Annotated in this window: 16 protein-coding genes and 1 pseudogene; 9 read left to right on the top strand and 8 right to left on the bottom strand. The window is 58.9% G+C overall.

Annotated features, from left to right (window positions below):
* The first annotated feature begins 545 nt into the window (after positions 1-545).
* From RI103_RS35785 to RI103_RS35770, 4 genes are all read left to right on the top strand, one after another.
* Positions 546-1,229, top strand: coding sequence for a sulfite exporter TauE/SafE family protein (locus tag RI103_RS35785; RefSeq protein WP_310818786.1), 684 nt, complete (start codon positions 546-548; stop codon positions 1,227-1,229).
* 265 nt (positions 1,230-1,494) lie between these two features.
* Positions 1,495-1,692, top strand: coding sequence for a DUF3563 family protein (locus RI103_RS35780; RefSeq protein ID WP_310818785.1), 198 nt, complete (start codon positions 1,495-1,497; stop codon positions 1,690-1,692).
* 229 nt (positions 1,693-1,921) lie between these two features.
* Positions 1,922-3,148 (top strand): MFS transporter, encoded by a 1,227-nt coding sequence (locus RI103_RS35775; RefSeq protein ID WP_310818784.1) that lies wholly within the window; start codon positions 1,922-1,924, stop codon positions 3,146-3,148.
* Between the two features lie 317 nt (positions 3,149-3,465).
* Positions 3,466-4,881: an IS1182 family transposase gene (locus tag RI103_RS35770; protein WP_310818783.1), complete on the top strand. Its 1,416-nt coding sequence runs from the start codon at positions 3,466-3,468 to the stop codon at positions 4,879-4,881.
* Between the two features lie 209 nt (positions 4,882-5,090).
* On the opposite strand, the gene RI103_RS35765 is transcribed toward RI103_RS35770, so the two are convergent.
* A complete protein-coding gene (locus RI103_RS35765) occupies positions 5,091-5,717 on the bottom strand; it encodes a response regulator (RefSeq protein ID WP_310818782.1) in 627 nt (208 codons plus the stop codon).
* A 67-nt stretch (positions 5,718-5,784) separates the two neighbouring features.
* Positions 5,785-6,099, bottom strand: coding sequence for a hypothetical protein (locus RI103_RS35760; protein ID WP_409077044.1), 315 nt, complete (start codon positions 6,097-6,099; stop codon positions 5,785-5,787).
* A 152-nt stretch (positions 6,100-6,251) separates the two neighbouring features.
* On the opposite strand from RI103_RS35760, the gene RI103_RS35755 reads away from it, so the two are divergent.
* Positions 6,252-7,172, top strand: coding sequence for a LysR family transcriptional regulator (locus RI103_RS35755; protein WP_310818781.1), 921 nt, complete (start codon positions 6,252-6,254; stop codon positions 7,170-7,172).
* Positions 7,173-7,782: 610 nt separating this feature from the next.
* Here RI103_RS35755 and RI103_RS35750 read toward each other — a convergent pair.
* Both RI103_RS35750 and RI103_RS35745 read right to left on the bottom strand, forming a co-directional pair.
* A complete protein-coding gene (locus RI103_RS35750) occupies positions 7,783-8,040 on the bottom strand; it encodes a hypothetical protein (RefSeq protein WP_310818780.1) in 258 nt (85 codons plus the stop codon).
* 55 nt (positions 8,041-8,095) lie between these two features.
* Positions 8,096-9,826: a methyl-accepting chemotaxis protein gene (locus RI103_RS35745; RefSeq protein ID WP_310818779.1), complete on the bottom strand. Its 1,731-nt coding sequence runs from the start codon at positions 9,824-9,826 to the stop codon at positions 8,096-8,098.
* 467 nt (positions 9,827-10,293) lie between these two features.
* Here RI103_RS35745 and RI103_RS35740 point away from each other — a divergent pair.
* The 4 genes and pseudogenes from RI103_RS35740 to tnpC all read left to right on the top strand — a co-directional run bounded on the left by RI103_RS35740 (position 10,294) and on the right by tnpC (position 14,139).
* Positions 10,294-11,666, top strand: a pseudogene (locus RI103_RS35740) (IS1182 family transposase).
* 84 nt (positions 11,667-11,750) lie between these two features.
* On the top strand, positions 11,751-12,227 hold the full coding sequence (tnpA, locus tag RI103_RS35735) for an IS66-like element accessory protein TnpA (RefSeq protein ID WP_310818778.1): 477 nt from the start codon (positions 11,751-11,753) through the stop codon (positions 12,225-12,227).
* Positions 12,203-12,553 carry an IS66 family insertion sequence element accessory protein TnpB gene (tnpB, locus tag RI103_RS35730; protein ID WP_310818777.1) on the top strand — a complete coding sequence of 117 codons (351 nt, stop codon included), beginning with the start codon at positions 12,203-12,205 and terminating at the stop codon, positions 12,551-12,553. The genes tnpA and tnpB overlap by 25 nt, the downstream gene beginning before the upstream one ends.
* Before the next feature lie 32 nt (positions 12,554-12,585).
* On the top strand, positions 12,586-14,139 hold the full coding sequence (gene tnpC / locus RI103_RS35725; RefSeq protein ID WP_310818776.1) for an IS66 family transposase: 1,554 nt from the start codon (positions 12,586-12,588) through the stop codon (positions 14,137-14,139).
* 1,081 nt (positions 14,140-15,220) lie between these two features.
* On the opposite strand, the gene RI103_RS35720 is transcribed toward tnpC, so the two are convergent.
* The 4 genes from RI103_RS35720 to RI103_RS35705 form a co-directional block, all read right to left on the bottom strand.
* A complete protein-coding gene (locus tag RI103_RS35720; protein WP_310818775.1) occupies positions 15,221-16,009 on the bottom strand; it encodes a phytanoyl-CoA dioxygenase family protein in 789 nt (262 codons plus the stop codon).
* Between the two features lie 553 nt (positions 16,010-16,562).
* Positions 16,563-16,964: a hypothetical protein gene (locus RI103_RS35715; protein WP_310818774.1), complete on the bottom strand. Its 402-nt coding sequence runs from the start codon at positions 16,962-16,964 to the stop codon at positions 16,563-16,565.
* Between the two features lie 93 nt (positions 16,965-17,057).
* Positions 17,058-17,573: a low affinity iron permease family protein gene (locus RI103_RS35710; RefSeq protein WP_310818773.1), complete on the bottom strand. Its 516-nt coding sequence runs from the start codon at positions 17,571-17,573 to the stop codon at positions 17,058-17,060.
* A 526-nt stretch (positions 17,574-18,099) separates the two neighbouring features.
* A complete protein-coding gene (locus RI103_RS35705) occupies positions 18,100-18,621 on the bottom strand; it encodes a lecithin retinol acyltransferase family protein (protein WP_409077043.1) in 522 nt (173 codons plus the stop codon).
* Positions 18,622-18,630: the final 9 nt, after the last annotated feature.

Here is an 18,630-nt window from a genome sequence, read left to right as displayed (position 1 = left end):
CATGACAATCGTTTGAATGTATCGATTATCTTCCAAACATCGTTCATGACACAAACACTTCCTGTCAGGTCACATCGTCCAACACTTGCCAATACTTCTTGCACACAGAGATTTTCCTTCGCCCTGGACTCTCGAAGCTCCACGATCTCACTGAAATTCAGCATTCGTGCACACGTTGCGACCAGCAGTCCGAGTGGCTCTTGCCCGGTTCGGCGGGTACCTGAAAGGGCACAAGCCCGGGTTGGCTACATTACGCTCAACGGCGCCGTTAGATGTATCTATGACAATAATTTGATTGTACTGAAATCGCAGACTACGATGCGTTATCCATTCAGCCTTAGACCTTCAATCTCACGCAGAACGCCGCACTTGTGAGGCCCCGGATCAACCCTCTGCATGCTGTTCGTGCGCGGGGCAGGACCCCAATTTCACCGAAAACTGGACATGCGTATGTACCTGACTCAAGCCACTGGACTTGCAAATGTTTGCGGGGCCAATCTCAATGAACACTTTTTCCGTTATTGGGGTGAAGATTGGGGGGCGACATGGAACTGAACGCCGCTGTTATCCTCATCACATTCGCTGGTGTTTTCCTGATCTGCTTCATGAAGGGAGCCTTCGGTGGCGGCTTCGCCATCGTCGGCATCCCGCTGCTGTCGCTCGTCATGGATCCCGTGACGGCGGGCGGCTTGCTTGCGCCCCTGTTCGTTGCAATGGATCTGTTTAGCCTGCGCTACTGGAAGCCATCGACCTGGTCTAAGCCCGACCTCGTGTTGCTGGTGCCCGGACTGGTAGTCGGCATTGGGCTTGGCTATCTTCTGTTTCGGGAGTTGGACCACCGCGCAATAGCCGTCGTGATGGCCATCGTGACACTGGCTTTCGTCGGCCTGTGGATCAAGCGCGGTGGAGAAGTCGTGGTGCGTCCGCGCTCATCGCGTAAAGCCGTCACAGCCGGCATGACTTCGGGCATTACCACCATGGTCGCGCACTCCGGGGGGCCACCGCTAGCGATGTACTTGCTGCCACTCGGCCTCGGCAAGCAGATGTATGCCGGGACGACCAGCATGTTTTTCACGGTAGGCAATATCTGTAAGGCGTTGCCATGGCTGACTCTGGCAAGGCCAACCGGTGCCGTCTGGACGTTGATGGCAATCTGCCTTCCGGCAATTCCTGCCGGTGTCTGGCTTGGTTGGCGCCTGCATGACAAGCTGGACCAACGTCAGATGTAGAGAGCCTGTTACGGTTTGCTGGTGGTCACGGCCATGAAGCTGCTGTGGGATGGCGCGTCGGGTTTTCTACGCTAGAGATCTTGCTGTGCTGCTTGCGACCAACCACAAGTGTCATGGTCGACGCGTCAGGAAGATGGTGCGGCACAAGGTCGGCGCTCGTATGAAGCCTCATGCAAATCGCCATCCTGACGCCGCGAGATTGGCGCGGCATCGGCGACAAGTCGTTGACTTGCCATGCGTGCTACTACCGCCACCATGCGCAGCAATGAGTCTGTCCAACTGTGTGTCACTTACGAGCAACTTCTTGGAGACTATTGTGTTTTCCTTTCTTTTAACAGAGATCGGCCGTTGGCTTGATCGGACAGCACAGCGCCGCGATGATGAGTACCTTGCGGGTTCGCGAGACCTGGCGGAGCTCGAATGTCGCATGCGGTCACTGGAAAAATGTTCCCAGCCGAGGTAAGGCTTCCGTGATCAAAGGACTAAAAGTGGTCCCGCGACGGCGTCTACAATCGTCGTGTAACGAGGTGGGGCACGCATTTGCCCCCAACGCGCAGAGTCAAGGCAAGAGAGCCTATACATGACGACTTCGACATCACGATCAAGTCAGAAGCTTAGGTAAATGTACGTGCACTCCACCCGTGCCTCCGGCCATAAGCAGTTGCTGACCTTTCCCATCTGAGGGTCCCACAGTGACAGAACCACATCATTCCCGCACCCACAGCCTCGCATTGGCTGTGAGCCTCGTACTAATTGCATTCTCGCTGCGCACGCCCATTACGAGCGTCGGCCCAATCCTCCTCGAAGCGGTTCGAGCGACACACCTGACGCCCGCCGGCGCGAGCATGCTGACTACGCTTCCGTCTCTATGCTTTGGCCTGTTCGGGCCGCTTGCACCCATGCTCTCCCGACGCGTGGGGAGTGAGCGGGCATTGCTCGCGCTGCTGGTGCTGGTCACCGCCGGCATCGCCTTGCGAGCCGTACCTTCATGGCAGATGTTGTATGTCGGACAAGTCGTCGCCTGCTTTTCGATTGGCTTGATGAATGTACTGCTGCCCGGCGTTGTGAAACGCGATTTCCCGCAACACGTCGCTCTCATGACCGGACTGTACAGCGCCTCGATGGCCGTGGGCGCCGCCGCGGCTGCCGGAGCAACGGCGCCAGTCGCCAATGCTACAGGACGCCTCCTCGGTGACGCCGGTGGCACGGCATGGGCGTGGGCATTGGCGCTCTGGGCGCTGCCCGCCGCACTGGCCGCGCTCATGTGGCTGAGGCAACTGCCACCTGTGGAAACTCAGGCTGGAAGGAGCGCGCCAGTCGTTCGCGGTTTATGGCGAGACCCGCTCGCATGGCAGATCACACTGTTCATGGGGTTGCAATCGTCGCTTGCATATATCGTGTTCGGCTGGCTGGCAACTGTTTTGCGCATGCGCGGAATGAGCGCAGTCGATGCAGGCCTCATGCTGTCGCTTAGTGTGATTGCTCAGGCCGCAGCGTCTTTACTGCTGCCCTTCCTGATTGCGCGCCTTCCGGACCAACGCGTGGTGAACGTCATCGCATTGATGTTGGTCGCCGTGAGCCTCATGGGTTGTTTCTTCGCGCCTCTTTCGACGATGTGGGGCTGGACACTGCTGCTCGGCCTCGCGCAAGGCGGCGCCTTTACGCTCGCCCTCACCGTCATAGGGTTACGCTCGTACGATTCGCATGTGGCCGCGCAGCTCTCCAGCATGGTTCAAGGGGTCGGCTATCTGATTGCGGCCACCGGCCCGTTCATCGCCGGATCCTTGATGCACTCAACCGGTTCCCTTCACAGTCTGGCCGTCCTGTGCGTAGCCGTCTGCGCGATGTCAGCCTGGTTCGGTTATGCCGCCGGCCGGCGCGAGCACGTGAACGTGCGCATTGAGCTGACTACGGTCTGACAGCGTCGAACATCTGCTTACGGACATAAAGGCTCAATGGATATTTTCGGCTGCGGTGCGATGGTCTGCTCAGTGTCGAGCACGCGCTGACAGAGATGATTGGGTGAATGTCTGTTATGGCTTGGAAGCTGCCGTGGCATTCATACTTGGGCGAACGGCTGGAGAGGGTCGAGTTCAGTCTGACGCGGCTGGCTAGTCGGCGTTTCCTTCGCTGATTTCAGCATCGGACCGTGTCCGGCCGATTCTGTTGAAAAAGTCGGCGTCGATGCGGAATGTTAGGTATCCTGGAAGGCATCAAACGACGGGAGTGAATCGTCATGATGGGTCGACTGGATAGCGGGCAGGACAAGCTTTTCTACTCGTTCAACCTCGACCACCACGTCCCGCAATCACACCCGCTGAGAGGCATCGATCGCTTCCTTGATCTGCGAGATCTGCGCCAGCACCTCGCACCGTACTACAGCCCAATGGGTCGTCCATCGATTGACCCGGAGCTCATGATTCGCATGTTGATCGTGGGTTACTGCTTTGGCGTCCGGTCCGAGCGACGTCTGTGTGAAGAGGTGCATCTGAACCTCGCATACCGGTGGTTCTGCCGCATGGGTCTGGAGGACGCCGTACCGGAACACTCGACGTTCTCAAAGAACCGTCACGGGCGCTTTCGCGATAGCGACCTGTTGCGTCACGTGTTTGAAACTGTGCTGAGTCGCTGCATGGCCGAGGGGCTTGTCAAGGGTGAGGGATTCGCAATCGATGCAAGCATTATCAAGGCAGACGCGAGTCCTGCGAATGGCGTGTCGGGAACAGAACCTATCGACTGGGGACGTGCTGACGGACACAGTCGCGCTGTGCGGGAATATATTGAAGCGCTTGAGCAAACCAATCCAATAGCAGCAGATACATCTGAACCAGCAGCGTCTTTGACGCCTCCAAAAAAGATATCCCTGACCGATCCTGCCGCGCGATGGACGGCCGCTCCGGGCGGCCCTGCGTTCTTTGCCTACTCGACGAATTATCTGATTGACCTGCAGGCAGGGATCATTATGGATGTTGAGGCGACGCCGGCAAATCGCGCACAGGAAGTTGAATCAACCAGAACAATGATTGATCGTGTTGGACGTCAACGGGAGCTGACGCCTCGCAAGCTGGTAGGTGACACCGCATACGGCACAGCAGCGCTGCCTGGCTGGATGGTTGAAGAGAAGCAGATTGAACCGCACGTCTCTGTCTGGGATAAAACCACCCGCAAGGACAATACGTTCTCCCGCAGCGAATTCATCTGGAATGAACAGACCAACGAGTATCGATGTCCTTCAGGGTATGCGTTACGCAGCGACTGGCGTCCACTGAAAAATCCCCGTACGCACATCACGAGAGCCGACACCATCGTGTATCGTGCGAGCGAAAAGAATTGCAACCGCTGTGCGATGAAGAGTCAATGCTGTCCAAATATGTCGTTTCGCAAAATCACGCGCAGCATCCATGAAGCCGCCCGCGACGAGGCTCGACGAATCGCGACAACCCCCGAATACAAGCAGTCTCGCCGACAGCGTAAGAAGGTGGAAATGCTCTTTGCCCACCTCAAGCGCATCCTCAAGCTGGATCGTCTGCGGTTGAGAGGTCCAAGTGGTGCCCATGATGAATTTCTGATGGCAGCAACCGCGCAAAATCTGCGAAGAATGGCCAAGTGGCTCATGCCAGCAAGCAAGCAGATGAAGCAGGCAGTTCCATGACGGGCAAGGGAGATCCCTGCTAGGTTCAAGCTCGCAGCTTCGCCGATCGCCACAACGCGAAAACGTGTTGCCAACTCCTACATCCCCAACCAGAACACGACTTTTTCAACAGAATCGGCCAGAAGGCGTCATTCGCCCGTCAGCGCAACCGGACATTCGTGCGTCAGCTTCGCATCTCGAAACAGCCGCTCGGCTGGTGGCGCCGCTCGTCACGTTGTCGACGATGTTTCAAGCTGCAGTCTGCTTGCCTGCCTGACCAACGTCGCAAATGAATCCGCCTGCATTTTTCTCATGATGCGGCCGCGATGTACCTGTACGGTGTATTCGGTGATACCAAGAACTTCAGCCGCCTGCTTGTTGAGCCGGCCGCTTGCGAGTAACGGCAACAGCTCCTGCTCACGAGGCGTCAGCGATTGGTGGAGAGCCTGGAGCGCCGCCGAATCTTCCGCCTCCTTGCGAAGAACGTGCGCCCTGGCGAGTGCCGCATCAACCGCGCGCATCAACGCGTCTTCATCGAGTGGCTTTGTGAGGAAGTCAACAGCCCCGCCCTTCATGGCCAGGACCGTGGACGGCACATCTGCCCTTCCGGCAATGAAAATGACCGGAATCTGTGAGGTCCTGCTGACACGCTTCTGGACTTCCAGGCCACTCATGCCTGGCATTCTCATATCCAGTATCAGGCATGCGACGACATTTTGATGCGGCGCGGCCAGGAACTCCTCGCCAGAATCGAATGTCTGGACGTCTCTTCCGTTTGCGCGCAACAGCGCAGCGAGTGCTTCTCGCACCCGACTGTCGTCGTCCACCACGTAGACTAATTCGCTCGCGGACTCCATAGAACCTCTCTGTCGTTAGGTGAAAGCCCTTCCTTGTCGGACTAACGGTTTTAAATGTCTGCTTGCCTTAGCGGCCAACCCGTACTATCGACCCATCCACAATCGTCGCAACCCTCTTCGACGAGATCCGCTCGGTGTTTCCGGATGACGGATCGAACCCGAGAAGATCTTCAATGCCACCGTGGTCAGGATGGTCGAAACGGAGAAATCCTTCGCAACCTGCGCGGCATTGTTGCGCAGCAGAATCAGATCGATCGACTTCGAGGCGAACGCCCATTGCGACGTTGTCGATCAGGATCAGCGTGTGATCGGCCGGCGAAAGCAGCAGTTTTCCAGGCTTGGCTGTGCTTGGAGCATCGTGTTCTCCGGGTTGATTCAGCAAACTTGATATCGCGTGATGAAGACCGTCCGCGCTGAGTGTTCCATTGACATGGATGAGAGCGCCCGCAGGAACGATTTCGAAGGAGCGATAGTAATTGACCTTCTCAACCTGATAAATAGAATGGAACGAATGGGTTCCATTCCGTTTTTTTCATGTCTTCTCTTCCCGATCTTCAAGCTTGGGCCATATTTGCCCGTGTTTCCGATCTCGGCTCGTTTGCCAAAGCGGCCGAGTCGCTCGGCATGTCGCAGCCCACCGTATCGAAGGCGATTGCCCGCCTGGAGCAACGGCTTGGCACAGCGCTGCTATATCGGACATCGCGCCGGCTGTCGTTAACCCCGACGGGCTGCATGGCCCTCGAACGCGCGGTCCGCATCCTGAACGAAGGTGAAGCCGTCGAAGCCGAGGCGTCGGCGCAAGCGCTCACTCCCCACGGCACGGTGCGCGTCAGTGCGCCGATGTCGTTTGGCCTCAAATATCTGACGCCGCTGATTCCCGAATTTCTCAACCGCTATCCCGACGTCAACATCGACCTGTCGTTGACAGATACTGTGATCGATGTCGTCGCCGAAGGGTACGATGTGGCACTGCGCATCGCCGAGTTGCCGGACTCGTCGCTACGCTCGCGCAAGCTCTGCGAGGTGCGCCGGCCGCTCGTCGCAAGCACGGACTATCTGTCCCGCAACGGCCGCCCGAAGCATCCACGGGAACTCGTGGACCATGCCTGCCTGATCTACACCAATCTGCCGACACCCGGCCAATGGCGCTTCCGTCATGCGTCCGGAGACGAGTGCGTGGTGCCCGTGAAGGGGAGAATCAGCAGCAACAATGCCGAGGCCATCATTCCGGCACTGCTCGCGGGACAGGGTCTGGCGCTGCAACCGGAGTTCATCGTCTGGGATGCGCTGTGCAGCGGCGAACTGGAGGAAGTCTTGCCAGACTGGCAGATTGCGAGAGTTCATCTCAACCTTGTCACACCGCCTGGCGGTTTCAGGCCGGCGCGGGTGACAGCGATGCTGGCTTATCTCAGCGAATGTCTTGCGAGCGTGCCCTGGGCGCACACGGAAGAGTGAACTCACATGAATGCTGGAGTTGAGTGCGCAACAAACTCTCCCGGGTTGCTTCGTCAGATCACTTGTTGGCGTTCGTGGAAGAGGTTGGCGTCATCCACATCGTTTGGTAATCCACAGCAGACCATACCGGTTCCAGGGCATCCACGATTTATCTTCGCGGCTGGCCACGTGAAGCGCGCGATACTACGTCAGCGCTCTTCCTGAGCGACAGAGTTGAGTAGACGGTCGCGCGGGCAGGATGCGCCGTAACTGAGCGATCGTGGGTAGGCGTCTGCTTGAGGCTCAATGGATATTTTCGGCTGCGGTGCGATGGTCTGCTCAGTGTCGAGCACGCGCTGACAGAGATGATTGGGTGAATGTCTGTTATGGCTTGGAAGCTGCCGTGGCATTCATACTTGGGCGAACGGCTGGAGTGGGTCGGCTTACGCCCGTCGCATATTCCATTGTGATCTGCGAACGACCGAGGCTTGCGTCGGACCGGGTCCGGCCCAGTGAGAGTCACTCGAATCGGATTCGTGAGCGTCAGCTCACAGGCCGACATGAGCCGTAAATAGTTGTGGTCTCAGCCTTGCGGCGCTCGCACTTAAGAACGGGTCATCGTGCGGTCGCGTCAGAAGGAGGGGTAACGCCGATCAGCATGTTGGGGGGCGACGGTATTGGTGAGTTCAAGTAGTGCCGAGTGATATTCCACGGGCAAGGCCACATCGTGCATCCACGACAGGGCCTCTTCAATGCCCCCTCGGAATGACCGGGTCACCCCCGCAACGCGCTGCAACGTCGTGAGTTGGGGCAGGACGGCCTCCAGAAACCTGCCCAACACCATCGCCCGCTCGCCAGGAACACCCATTTTCTTTGTGTTGGCCGCCATGAGTTCGACTACCTAGCCCAGCACATCGTCAGTATTGTTCAATTGTCAGACCCGCTCAGAATGTCTGCCAGTCCGAAGCGCCGGTATCGGCCGCGATGACGTTTTCCCTGTTTGCGGTAATGACTGGCGCCCTCTCGGCCGACGTTGCACGAGGGGGCGTGCGAACTGCCGGTGCCGGCCGACGCGGTTCGCTCCGCGACGCAACTGTCTGTGACGCCGATGGCCCCCTATCCGCAATCGTGAAGACAGCCACGGCCTCACGCAACCCCTGCGCCTGCTGGGCCATCGACTGCGCCGCTGCCGCGGCTTCTTCCACGAGGGCGGCGTTCTGCTGGGTCACCTGGTCCATCTGGGTGACGGCCTGATTGACCTGCTCGATGCCGGTGCGCTGCTCTTCCGAGGCCGAGGAGATTTCGCCCACAATGTCGGCAACACGCTTCACTGACTGGACGACCTCGCTGATCGTGCTGCCTGCTTCCTCAACGAGCTTTGATCCTTCGTCCACCCGATTCCCCGACTCGCCGATCAGGTCCTTGATTTCCTTGGCCGCGCTTGCACTGCGTTGGGCTAGCGTGCGGACCTCGCCGGCCACGACGGCAAACCCCCGCCCCTGTTCACCGGCGCGAGCCGCCTCGACCGCTGCGTTGAGTGCGAGAATGTTGGTCTGGAATGCGATGCCCTCGATCACGGCGATGATCTCCGACATTTTGGCCGAGCTGCCGGAGATCCCGTGCATCGTTTCCACTACACGTCCGACCACGTCGCCGCCACGCTGTGCGATTTCCGACGCCGTGCTGGCCAGCGTGGTTGCCTGCCTTGCGTTATCCGCGTTATGACGGACGGTGCTGGTCAGCTCTTCCATGCTTGAGGCGGTTTCCTCCAGCGACGCCGCCTGCTCTTCGGTGCGCTGGGACAGATCGGTGTTGCCTTGGGCGATTTCGCCGGCAGCGACCGAGATCGACTCGCTGGAGGTCTGGATACCCCGTACGATCGTGGTCAGCTGGTCCTTCATGACGCCCAGCGAGAACAACAGGCTGCTGCGATCGCCCGCCTTCAACTGAACCGTCGTGCGCAGGTTCCCGGCCGCGATGTCGCTGGCGAGTGCCGCAGCGTCGCGTGGCTCACCGCCAAGCTGCCTTGCGAGGCCGCGCGCGATGAGCAACGCCAACGACAGTGCAATTGCCGATGCAGCGACGATCAGTCCGATCACAAGGGCAATAGCATGCGAATACGCCCGGCCTGCCGCCGTGCCTTCGCGGACCGATCCCGCCACATTTACGTCAACGATGGTGGTGATGTCCTTTTCAATTGCGGAGCGAATCGTGGTCGCCGATCCTTTCAACAGCGCTATGGCGTCCGCCGCCTTGCTCTCTTTCGCCAGGGCATGGATCTGTTGATCGATCTGCATGTATTGCGGCATCAGCGTCTGGATGTCCGCGAACGCCACCCGTTCCTCCGGCTCAGAGATGAGTTTCTCGTATTCGGCGACCGCGCGACTATAGTTCGCAATACGGGCCTCGCTTTGCGACTCGGCATCCTGGATTTCAGCGGGAGTCTGTGCAGTGGCAAGGCGGTATTCGGCAAGGCGGATGTCGCGCAGGCCAGCCTGCATCTGCAGGCTGCTGCGAACCGAAGGTAACCATTTGTCGCGCAGTTGTGATACGCGATTGTTTTCGGCGCTGATCTCGAAGAGGCCGAACCCGCCCAGTCCGATCATCAGGACGGTCACGACGGAGAAACCAAGCATCAGTTGGACCAGCACCCTAAGATTTTTCAGAAACGGCACGGCAAATTCCCCCGATATTAGAGACCCCATGGGCACCCTAGATATTGCGTTATGAATGCAAATTCCTAATGCGTATAACGACTCATGCTGGTCGTTCTTTAGCGACATAGGGTGCATTTCCGTCATTACCTATTTCCGTAGGCATGGCAACGGCACTAATGTAAGGTTTGCCCTGAACTAAATGCTGCGCCGGTCCGACGAAGGCGGCCTGACATTTTCGGCTTCACCCCGTTGACGCTGCCGTGCCAGCGTGGCGACTAACACAACAGCATCAGTCGGTATCGCCAACGTTCAAAAAGGGGCTCCCCAGCGAGGATGGACGGCTGGCGGAATGCGCAAGAGCGACCGCTTTGGAACTGCGGTGGTGACATTCGCAGAAACTAACTGAGGAGCCGGAATGGGTCGAGCTTGTGTGAAAACACGCCGATCGCCTAGACTGGATCAACTCATTCAGCATGGGTGACCGGATGAAGCGATTTATAGAAGGTGAAGATCGCAAGCAGGTGACGCTGCTTCCGGAGTGTCTCGATGACTTCGTCGCAGAGGACAACCCGGTCAGGATTATCGAGGCGTTTGTAGAAGAGCTTGACCTTGCATCACTGGGCTTCGATGGAGCAATGCCGTCGACTACAGGTCGCCCGTCCTATCATCCAGCAGTGCTGCTGAAGATCTATATCTACGGCTACCTGAACCGGGTGCAATCGAGTCGGCGTCTTGAGCGCGAATGCCAGCGCAATGTTGAGTTGATGTGGCTGACGGGCCGCCTGGCGCCGGACTTCAAGACCATAGCTGACTTTCGTCGTGACAACGGCGTCGGCATTCGCAACGTGTGTCGCCGCTTCGTGATGCTGTGCCGTGAGCTGAAGCTGTTCTCGCAAGCGCTGGTCGCCATTGACGGCAGCAAGTTTCAAGGCAGTCAATACGCGCGATCGCAACTTCACCGAGGGTAAGGTCGACAAGCGCCAGAAGCAGATCGAGGAGAGTATCCAGCGGTATCTGAACGCGCTGGAGACTGCCGATCGTACGCAACCCGCTGAAGCAGCAACTCAAGACGCAGCCTGATGGCCAACTCTCGATGACTGATCCCGACGCGCGCTCCATGGCGACGAGCGGCAAAGGCTCGGGAACGGTGGGCTACAACGTGCAGGTGGCCGTTGACGCCAAACACCACCTCATCGTGGCTCACGAGGTCACAAACTCTGGCAGTGACCGGGCGCAGCTTAGCCCCATAGCAAAAGCTGCGCGCAACGCGATGGGTAAGACCAGACTGCGGGCCGTCGCCGATCGTGGCTACTACAGTGGGCCTCAGATCAAGGAGTGCGCCGACGCGGGGATTTCGGTCATGCTGCCGAAGCCGACAACATCCGGTGCGAAATACCATGGCCGATTCGACAAGGCAGACTTCATCTACATTGCGCGGGACGACGAATACCAATGTCCAGCTGGAGAACGGGCAATTTACCGTTACACCAGCGAGGAACACGGGATGCAGCTACACCGATACTGGAGCAGCGTCTGTTCGCAATGCAAAATAAAGTCGCAGTGCACGCCCAGCGGCCAACGACGGATAAGTCGATGGGAGCATGAGTCGGTGCTGGAAGCAGTTCAACGTCGGCTGGACAAGACGCCTGATGCGATGACCGTGCGCAGGCGAACCGTCGAACATGTCTTCGGAACGTTCAAGCACTGGATGGGTTACACGCACTTCCTGACGCGCAGGCTGCCCCACGTGGGGACCGAGATGAGTTTGAACGTACTCGCCTACAATCTCACTCGAGTGCTGAGAATCCTGGGCTTCAAGAAGACGATGAAGGCGATGCGGTTGGTGGGTGCATGGTAAGCGGTCTATGAAGGACACCCTTCCATCACACGGCTGATTCACAGAGGCTACCTGTCCATGTTCAACTAACGTGGACACGTGTACATGAGCGAACAGGAAGAAGGCTTGCAGGGCCGTCTGGTAGTCGGTTCGAAGCGCGACGGGCGGCGCAAATACGACGAGAGCGCAAAGCGTGAGCTGATACAGGCATGCCTCAAGCCGGGCGTATCGATAGCGCGCACTGCGATGGATCACGGTATCAATCCGAACCTGGTGCGAACCTGGATTTCGCAGTACCAGCGCGAGCAGGGTCGGGCCGGAGTGGCCGGGCTTGCGAATGAACTCGCCAGTCAGACTCAGGCCAATGTTTCGGAGCCTGCACCATCAGAGGAGCCGGCTTTCGTGCAGGTCGAGACTGCTGCGCTTCTGCCGGCACCGGTCAAGTCAGCCACGACGTTCCAGTTGAGCGTTCTGCTGCCCAACGGCGTTCACGTGGAGGTTGGACAGACGTCCGCTGAGGAGCTGGAGGCGATCGTCCAGATGCTCGAGAGGCTGCCATGTTCCGGTTCGACGAGGGGTTGAAGGTGTACCTGCATCGCGAGCCAGTCGACTTCCGCGTGGGGATCAACGGTCTATCGATCCTGGTCGAGCAGGCGATGCGCCTGAACCCGATGGCATCGGCTCTATTCGTGTTCGGCAACCGGCGTCGCGATCGCATCAAGATACTTGGCTGGGGCGGCAACGGCTTCTGGTTGTTCCTCAAGCGACTTGAGGCTGATCGCTTTATTTGGCCGTCGGAAGGCGAGACCATCTCCCTCACCGTCGAGCAACTGCACTGGTTGCTCGACGGCATCGACCTGGCCGTTATCCAGAAGCACCCACGACGTTTTTACGAGCGGATCGGCTGAACGCCCTGTGCACCGGGATGGTCTAACCAGCCATGCCGAACGACATCGTCACACTGAGTGCCGAAGAGTATCAGGCGCTGCTCGCCGAGCGCGAAGCACTGCGTGGCGAGCTTCGTTTGGCGAAGGCTGAGCGTGATCTGGCGGAGGAGCGGCTACGTGCCTACAAGCACGAGCTGTTCGGCGCATCGAGCGAGGCGCGTGTGACTGACCAGCTCGGCCTGTTTAACGAAGCCGAAGCGCTTGGTGCTGACGCCACGCCGGCGCGTGAGGACGAACCTTCTACGCAGGTTGCGGGCCACATGCGTGGCAAGCGTGGTCGCAAACCGCTAGATCCGAATCTACCGCGCGAGATCGTGCGGCATGAATTGCCGGAGCCGGACCGCTTCTGCGCACACGACGGTCATGCGCTGATTGAGATCGGCGTCGAGACCAGCGAGCAACTCGACGTGATTCCCGAACAGGTACGCGTCATCCAGCATCAGCGCGTGAAATACGCGTGTCCCTGCTGCGACCTGGGTATCAAGGTTACGCCAGCACCGGCAAGAATCATCCCTCGCGGGCTGCTCACAGAATCGGCGCTCGCGTGGATCATCACCGGCAAGTATCAGTACGGCATGCCACTGTACCGGCAGGCAACCCTGCTGCGCCGCTTCGGCGGCGACATCTCATCGAACACCCTGGCCGCGAGCGTCGTTCGCGTCGGGCTGGCCGTGCAGCCAGTGATCAACCTGATGCGTGATGTGTTGCTCGAGTCGGAACTCATCTACGGCGACGAGACGACCTTCCAGGTGCTGAAGGAGCCGGGACGAAGACCTCAGTCGAAGAGCTATCTGTGGGCGCAAGTCAACGGCTCGGGACCACCCGTTAGGATGTTCTCGTACTCGCCGGGGCGCGGTGCGCAGCACGCACAGCGTCTCTATGCGGGCGTGAGGCTTGGTAGCGTCCTGATGAGCGATGGTTATGAACTGTACAACGGCATCGCACACGATCATCAGCTCGTGCATCTCGGATGCTGGGCGCACGTACGCCGTGGCTTCATCAAGGCGGAAGAGACCGTGCCGAAGGCAGCGCGCACGCCAGACCTGTTGGCCAAGCGGTTCATCGGATTGATCGGCAAGCTGTTCGCAGCCGAAGCACGCAGCTCGAAGTGGACGCCGGAGCGTCGGCAGCGGCTACGTGCTCGATACAGCCGCCCCGTGCTCGCCACCATCGAACGCATGATGCTCGAGCACTTGCCGAGGGTCGTACCTTCGAGTCTGCTCGGTAAAGCTCTCCAATACATGAGTGGACAGTGGCACAAGCTGGTCCGCTATGTCGAGCGCGGGAACTGGCCCATATCCAACAACCTGTGTGAAAACGCCATCAGGCCATTCGTCGTCGGAAGAAAGGGATGGCTGTTCGCCGACACCGTTGCCGGTGCGCAGGCCAGTGCCAACCTTTACTCGCTCGTCGAGACCTGCAAGGCGAATGGTATCGATCCATATCGCTATCTCGTCTGGCTGTTCGCGAAGTTGCCGCTCGCCGCCACCGCTGACGATTACGCGGCGCTCATGCCATGGGCACTGTCTGATGCTCCCGACCTCTGAGGGACGTCGTCAAAAGACCGCTTACGGTGCATGAGCATTCCGTAAGTCCTGAACCCAAGCCCTTAAACTCGTCAGAACGTATCAGAGGGGTACACCCTCTCGTCGGCGCCGTGATAGTCGCAAAGGCGGTCAAACGCACCGCTGGGGTCAGCAGTCACGCGTCGCATTGAAGTGCCATCGGGTTTCCACACACCCTGGGTCGTATTGGGAACGTCGAGAAAGAGCTGACATGCCGGCGTTAATGCCTGGACACCGACGACAGCTTCCGAAGAACGTCGTTCACGCTTCCGAGCCGCCACACATCGTGTGGAGCGTCGAACAAAACACGTCGCACATGCCATGACCAAACCGAACAGACTGTGCTGGTCAGTCGATCGAAGCGCCGAAGCAGCGGCCACACGAACGCGCTTTGCCCAGTCGCAGGCGCCCGGCGCTCACTGTTGCCTCACCACCGCAGTCGCACCGGCAAACCCACAAACCATCGCCAGCGTACCGATCGGTTGTCAGCTGGCCAAACACCTCACCGCCCCGCAGCGCAGGTGAGCCTGGGCGGGACCGCCACACGCGGCGCTGCTCACGGCAGCCGCAATCTCGCGTTCTGCCGCCTTCTACCGCCTTCAACGTGGCAGTCACGTGGCCGCCGCAACGGCACTTCCAGAGCCACACATCGGCGCCGCGATATTGAAGCGCGACAAGGTAGCCGAAGGTGCGACCAGAGACATTGCGACTAGGCGGAAAGGGCCATTCAGGCGCGGAGGGGGGACGGATACGCTGATTCACAAACGGTAGATGGGATTCGGCATCCTACTCTCAAGGCATAAGTGCAGCCCGTCGCTTCGTGGGCGTGGCTCAGGAAGGCGGGGACAGAGTGGCCCCGTACAATCGATGAATCGGCACCTCGTTATAAGGAGCGCGTGCGCAAGTTGTAGCAACATGCCGATGATACTTCGTGGACATCCTCTTTGCCGAGTGACGCAGTTTCGATTGTGTTGCCTCGACGGGTTGAATCCGCAGCCATGAGCGGCCGTGGCCATTCAGCTTGCGCACGATCTCTTGAACGATTGACGCCCGCGAACCGGCCTCAATAGGCGAATTTCTGATAGGCCTCAGGTGCGCGGGGCGCGTCGAGTGCAGCGACACGCGGCATATGGCGTAATAGCCGCATTGCGCGCGGGCTCAGGCGCTCGTCCAGGTCGACGGGTACATCGATATGTACTTCGGGTCGAAAATACCAGCTTCTGCTATAACCGATCACCACCATGGGCCGAGGTTGATTCGTTTTGTTCGGTGTGCCGCGATGTAGCGCGCGGACGTCGCGGATTATCACGTCACCGAGCTCCATCTGGATGGCATGCAAACCGATCCGCTTCTCGTTCCATGCTTTCATGGCTTCGTCCGGACGCATGCGATGGGTGCCCAGCGTCGTCTCGAAGGGGCCATTCTCGAGCGACACGTCGCACAGGGGAAAGTTGACTGCCAGTTGAAAAGAGGGCGTCTCGGGCAGGTCGTCGAATAGCGGAGGCGTGTCGCGATGGAGGTCCTGATACGTCGAGCCGATCAGTGGCGTGTCGGTCGCAAGCTGACACATAACCGGGTCGCCGCCCGCGACACGCTCGACGATACCGAGGATGCCGGGATCGCAAAAGATACTTTCGTCGGCGAAAACACCTGCGAACGGAAGCGTGATGTAGTGTCTATTGTCGCCCCGCACTGCCGTTGTCCCGGAGGCGACGCGTTCGCGCAGCAATGGCTCAAAGGCGTCGCGCCAGGCGTTCAGGGTTGCCTTCGGAAAATGCTGCTTCAGGACAACCATTCCGTCGCGCTCAAATGTCGCCGCGTATTCTTGTAGTTCGTCGTTAGAGAAGCCCATCACAGTTATCTCCTCGTGTTATCCAGCGCGTTGTCGGTGCAGTTTACTACGTGCGAGTTGGATTAAAGCGTCCTGATGCCACAGGGATTAGGCACTGCAACACGTACTGTGTATTGGAAGCGTTTGTTATGGACGAAGATGATGTTCTCCTTTCAGAGCCCGGCCAAGACGGAGCAGCCCTTGCTACGTTCGTGCAAAAGAAGGCTTAGCGGTGCTCGGTGATGGCGGATTGCACGACCGCTCCCTTTCCATCGAGGTGCGCGCCCTGAATAACACGGGCCGCGTCTCAACGGTCTCCACAGCACGCAAACCGTATCGCTTGGCTCGGACTGCATTTAGCGGCGGTGGAGTCGTGCCAAAGAATCGAGCCGCTGCTTAAGCGGCCGTAACACTACCTCAGTACTCTCGATTTGTCCTTAAGCGCGGGCTTGCGCGCCTGAGGACTCCCTGACAGGACATCGGGCACAGCGGAGAACGTCTCGCGGGAAACGCAATCCGTCGCGTGCTTCAGATGATCCCACACTGCTGACCGCCGAGGGTCAACCTCTAACGTTCAGCTTCCGCCCGAAGCAGGGTTGGTAGCTGACGCCGGCGTGGCGGTTCCAGACTTCTTGTGCATCTTCTTCTGCGAACCCATCGTTGCGGGTGCCATGGCATTAGACCCTGATGCGCCAGACACCGTGTCGGTCGACCCGCTCGCGTTTGGCTTGCTCATTCCTGTCCCGCCTTGTCCTCCCGCGGCACCGCCGCCCGTGCCTTGGGCGAAGACGCTACCCGACATTCCAATTAAAAGCACCGAAATCAAAGCTCCTTTCGTCACAACTCGCATGGCAGTCTCCTCAAGCACAAATCGGTCAACACCGGACGGCGTCAATCCGCATGTGGCTATCCGCAATTCACATACCATGCCGAAGGCCACGGCTTGGGAAGACAGGGCGCGGGGAATATCTTCCATTCCATGCGTTCTGACCATAGTCGGTCGCTGCGGCGAAGTTGCTGGAAGTTTTGCGAGCAGCGTTACCGCGGCGGCGGTTCCGCATTCCCCCCGTCAGGCTCCAGCTCTCTCCTCGCAGCAGGCCTTGACGTCAGCTGCTGCCTGCACAATGTCGTCGTCGTTGGGGTTCTTGGTTGACAGCCGAAGGTAGGCCGTCGCAAGGCGTCGCAATTCCTCTTCCGTTGCATCCTCGATTCCGATCAGATGATTGTCCGCCGCTCGGTGAGAAGCCAGAAGCTCGTTAAGCTTGAGGTGCATCGCGACACTATCCTTGTTCTGACTCTGCTGTATCAGGAACACCATAAGGAATGTGACGATGGTCGTGCCGGTGTTAATGACCAGTTGCCAGCCATCTGAGTAATGGAACAGCGGTCCAGTGACAACCCACGCGACAATCGTCGCCACGGCGAGGCAGAAGACCGCTGGCGACCCAGCCCAGCGCGTCACGAGACTCGCAAATGAGTCAAACGCCCTGGTCAACGGGTGCTGTGTCGCGTACGCGGGGCTTGCTGTGTCGGGAACCGTATCCAGTTCATCGGTCGGAGCCGCGGCTTGGCGTTTTGATTTCATTGGCCTGCTCCAGAGCGTAGGTGTACGTACGCAGCAACGTACGTGCCTATTAACTGTGCGTCAGCCAGCGATGCCGAGGTTCGCCGTCGGCCATGATCACTCAAGCCAACCGCAGGATCTGCTCAACTCACCTTCCAGAATTCAGCGCGCGCTCTGCGATGGACGGTAATCCGGAGGGTGCCGGCGCCCTGGAGCCCGGAAAATTTACCCGTCGTCCGCTAGCTATCTGAACACGCTGTCACCGCTTCGAAAAGCCGGATTAGATCTGCTGGATCTATCACTTGAGTTGCGAACGGCCGCTTTGGAAAAGATCGAATGTCGAGTGCCGGCCCGCTTCGGTGGCTCGTGGCTCTGTGCATGGCAAAAACAGGAGCGTTCGCTTACGCAGACCGTGGGCCGCAATGTTTATGTATGCTTGCCGGACCTCGGGCTAAACTAATTGCCATACATGGACACGCTTACGCGTAGCCGGACATTATCTGACCCATCAAGCGCTCTTTGGCGGTAACGCCGACAGAGTCGCTCTTCACATCGAGCAACGCACCTGCGCACCTGCGCGGTTGCTGACCATCCCAGTGAGGTAATTGATCGACATCTTGAACAGGCCGGCCGCTGCGCCGATTGCCACACGCGGATAGGTCAGGTACGCGCGCACTTGCTCGCTGCGGCTTTCGCCATACAGACACCACGTGCAGAAGTGCTCGCAGTTATTGGTCAGCAGCCTGTATCGATTCTCGCCAAGGCGCGAGCGCGCCCGTTCTACGACTTGCCGGTCGGCGCAACCTGGACGATTGCCCGGCTTTATCCACACTTCGCTTCCGGCAGCGAAGCATGCAATCGTCACCTCCTCGACAGGTCCGCGATGCAACGACCGGGCAAGACCCGCGTAGTGCACCACCTTGCCTTCGCCTACATAGATGCCGTGGTGGCGGTATGCGCCGCGAGGTGTCACGAGATGTGCGCCGAGAGCCGGTTCGCTTCCAACTCCAAGATGCCACAGCATCTGTATCGTCGCACTGGTGCGCGACTCGATAGTGGCGTGTCCCATGATTCGACT

It is taken from the genome of Paraburkholderia sp. FT54 (genome assembly GCF_031585635.1).
Taxonomy (GTDB): Bacteria; Pseudomonadota; Gammaproteobacteria; order Burkholderiales; family Burkholderiaceae; genus Paraburkholderia.
The sequence above is the reverse complement of the archived record's forward strand: the minus strand, read 5'-3'. Positions and strand labels throughout refer to the sequence as shown.

Bases quoted from the DNA above. Each gene is read 5' to 3' on its own strand.
- RI103_RS35785 (WP_310818786.1), top strand. From the start codon at position 546: ATGGAACTGAACGCCGCTGTTATCCTCATCACATTCGCTGGTGTTTTC.
- RI103_RS35780 (WP_310818785.1), top strand. From the start codon at position 1,495: ATGAGTCTGTCCAACTGTGTGTCACTTACGAGCAACTTCTTGGAGACT.
- RI103_RS35770 (WP_310818783.1), top strand. From the start codon at position 3,466: ATGATGGGTCGACTGGATAGCGGGCAGGACAAGCTTTTCTACTCGTTC.
- RI103_RS35765 (WP_310818782.1), bottom strand. From the start codon at position 5,717: ATGGAGTCCGCGAGCGAATTAGTCTACGTGGTGGACGACGACAGTCGG.
- RI103_RS35755 (WP_310818781.1), top strand. From the start codon at position 6,252: ATGTCTTCTCTTCCCGATCTTCAAGCTTGGGCCATATTTGCCCGTGTT.
- RI103_RS35750 (WP_310818780.1), bottom strand. From the start codon at position 8,040: ATGGCGGCCAACACAAAGAAAATGGGTGTTCCTGGCGAGCGGGCGATG.
- tnpA (WP_310818778.1), top strand. From the start codon at position 11,751: ATGAGCGAACAGGAAGAAGGCTTGCAGGGCCGTCTGGTAGTCGGTTCG.
- tnpB (WP_310818777.1), top strand. From the start codon at position 12,203: ATGTTCCGGTTCGACGAGGGGTTGAAGGTGTACCTGCATCGCGAGCCA.
- tnpC (WP_310818776.1), top strand. From the start codon at position 12,586: ATGCCGAACGACATCGTCACACTGAGTGCCGAAGAGTATCAGGCGCTG.
- RI103_RS35720 (WP_310818775.1), bottom strand. From the start codon at position 16,009: ATGGGCTTCTCTAACGACGAACTACAAGAATACGCGGCGACATTTGAG.
- RI103_RS35715 (WP_310818774.1), bottom strand. From the start codon at position 16,964: ATGGAAGATATTCCCCGCGCCCTGTCTTCCCAAGCCGTGGCCTTCGGC.
- RI103_RS35710 (WP_310818773.1), bottom strand. From the start codon at position 17,573: ATGAAATCAAAACGCCAAGCCGCGGCTCCGACCGATGAACTGGATACG.
- RI103_RS35705 (WP_409077043.1), bottom strand. From the start codon at position 18,621: ATGGGACACGCCACTATCGAGTCGCGCACCAGTGCGACGATACAGATG.